This is a genomic window from Oleiphilus sp. HI0061, assembly GCF_001635675.1.
On sequence record NZ_LWFE01001521.1, the window covers coordinates 1 to 1,103 of the forward strand.

Annotated in this window: 2 protein-coding genes; both read right to left on the reverse strand. The window is 46.2% G+C overall.

Going from position 1 to position 1,103, the window contains the following annotated elements; all coding sequences use genetic code 11:
* On the reverse strand, window positions 1–254 hold a 254-nt coding region (locus A3735_RS23645), incomplete at its 3' end, for a Yip1 family protein (RefSeq protein ID WP_156499873.1).
* 178 nt (window positions 255–432) lie between these two features.
* A complete protein-coding gene (locus tag A3735_RS23650; protein ID WP_068506961.1) occupies window positions 433–993 on the reverse strand; it encodes a bifunctional 2-polyprenyl-6-hydroxyphenol methylase/3-demethylubiquinol 3-O-methyltransferase UbiG in 561 nt (186 codons plus the stop codon).
* Between the last annotated feature and the right edge of the window lie 110 nt (window positions 994–1,103).

Here is a 1,103-nt window from a genome sequence, read left to right on the forward strand (position 1 = left end):
TAAATGCCCGCGACCATGGCGACATAAGTCAAAATACTGAGCGTCATTGCACTCGATTGAGAAAGGTAAACTAACTGGCCTTCACCCACTTGCCAACCATATTGAGTGGTTGAAATGTAGGCGCATACTGGGGCAATCAAGGCGAGAAGGCAGATATAGGCGGCCATCTTAAGCGGGCTTGAATGTTCTTTTCTTATTGATTCCCACTCTTCATCGGGGTGTGTGAACATTCCAGGGACATGACTTAATAACATACGGTAAACCTCTATTGATCATTATTGTTTTTTAGGAGTTACTGCGCTGTCTATTTCTTAGACAGTTTTATTATAGGCCAGTCAGGGTTCAGAAGCTTAGATCTCTTTGCACTTAAAAAACGACGTGTACTTCCCCTTTGTTCTTATGAACTCCGCTTTTGAGTGAGCGTAGGAAGGCTTACACTTTGCGAAACAGATAATCATCCATATAACTTTCACCTCGTTGAATGGAGGCGAAATGCTCGAGTTCCAGGTGCTCGTTTATATTTCTGAGTTCACCTGGCTCTAGGCAGAAGCGACGGGAAAAGCCGTTTTTCTCATGATGGGTGAGGTTAAAGGTGCTCAAAAGTAACTTTCCACCGGGGCGTAACAGTGCGATGAACAGGGGCCAATAATGAGGCGCTGGTTTAAAGTGCGTCATCACGATGTTATCAAACGTCTCTAGCTCGTTTAGTTGTTCTGGGTGATCGAGGTCTAAGGTATAAGTGCTTACTTCTAGGTTTTTCTCTTGTGCGAAGGTGTTCAGTCGATCCAGGGCGACTTCTGATATGTCGGCAGCCGATACAGTAAAGCCTTTCGCGGCTAGGAATAAGGCTGCTGCACCGTCGCCACTGGCAATATCAAGCACACTGCCGGGTAGGAGCTGGTCTAAAGCCTCCTCGATAAAAGCGGGTGCTTTCGCTTGAACCATCGGGCGCTCGCTAAAGCGCTTATTCCAGCGAGCTTGGTCTTCTTTCATGGTCTTCTCTTTCTAGTGAGTAGGCTTGCTAACAAGAATAAAAGGGCCGCTGGTTTAATTCTTGCGCTCAAGTAGCCAGACATATTCAGTGATAGGAAAGGCTGCTGAAA